The sequence below is a fragment of the Clavibacter lycopersici genome (assembly GCF_003576405.1).
GTDB lineage: Bacteria > Actinomycetota > Actinomycetes > Actinomycetales > Microbacteriaceae > Clavibacter > Clavibacter lycopersici.
On record NZ_QWGT01000442.1, the window covers coordinates 1 to 942 of the forward strand.

Consider the following 942-nt stretch of genomic DNA (forward strand, 5'->3'; position numbering starts at 1 on the left):
CGTGGCCGCGGCGCGCGACGGCGCGAGCACCAGCACCTCGGCGGGGTCGAGCCCCTGGACGAGGATGCGCTCGGCGACGAGCTCGCGCAGCGTCGTGGTGCGCCCCGAGCCGGGCGCGCCGATGACCGCGGCGCTCACCCCGACGGGCAGCTCCACGACGGCGCGCTGCGAGGGGTCCAGCTCCACCGCGGGGGCCGGGCCGTCGGCGGCGGAGGCTGGCGGCTGGCGGAATCCCCTGATGGTCACGCGCCCACGCTACCTGCGGCCCCCGACGGCGGCGGATCCGCGGATCGGCGCCCCACGCGCGCCCGCCCGTCCGCCCTCAGTGAACGCCGCAGGGCCGCGCGCGCGGGTGCCCTAGCCTGAGGGAGCACCGTCGCATCCGACGCATCGAAAGGCACCTCCCGTGGAAATCCGTATCGGCCTCGTCAACACCGCCCGCGAGCTCTCCTTCAGCACCAAGCAGACGCCCGAGGAGGTCCAGGAGACCGTCACCGCGGCCGTCCGCGACGCCGCGCCCTTCATCTCCTTCACCGACGAGAAGGGCGCGACCCACCTCGCCGTCACCGCCCACCTCGCCTACGTGGAGCTCGGCAGCGCCGACGCCCCGCGCATCGGCTTCGTCCGCTAGCCCGACGCCCGTGGAGCTCCTGTTCGTCGCGATCTTCGGCGCCCTCATCGGCCTCGTCGCGCGCTACGCGCTCCCCCACCGCGGCACGCACGGCGCGCTGCTGGTCCCGGCCGTCGGCACGATCGCGGCCATGGTCGCGTGGGTCGCGCTCACGTGGGCCGGCCTCCGCTGGGACCAGGGCGTCATCTGGATCGCCACGCTCGCGCTCTCGGCGCTCGTCGCCGCGGGCGCCGACCTGGCCGTCGGCCGGCGGCGCGCATCCGCGGACGCCCGCGACCTGGCCGCGATCGGCGGCTGATCCGCACCCGCAC

General features: G+C 76.4%; 3 protein-coding genes. 2 read left to right on the forward strand and 1 reads right to left on the reverse strand.

What is annotated here, in order from left to right; genetic code table 11:
- Nucleotides 1-246, reverse strand: a 246-nt coding sequence (locus tag DZG00_RS15815) for a UvrD-helicase domain-containing protein (protein ID WP_147360083.1), incomplete at its 3' end; no start/stop codon positions are given.
- A gap of 160 nt (nucleotides 247-406) precedes the next feature.
- Here DZG00_RS15815 and DZG00_RS15820 point away from each other — a divergent pair.
- Both DZG00_RS15820 and DZG00_RS15825 read left to right on the forward strand, forming a co-directional pair.
- The gene (locus DZG00_RS15820; RefSeq protein WP_094115501.1) at nucleotides 407-631 is read left to right on the forward strand and encodes a DUF3107 domain-containing protein; all 225 of its coding nucleotides are present in this window, start codon (nucleotides 407-409) and stop codon (nucleotides 629-631) included.
- Between the two features lie 10 nt (nucleotides 632-641).
- Nucleotides 642-929, forward strand: a complete 288-nt coding sequence (locus DZG00_RS15825; protein ID WP_119382377.1) for a hypothetical protein — start codon at nucleotides 642-644, stop codon at nucleotides 927-929.
- Nucleotides 930-942: the final 13 nt, after the last annotated feature.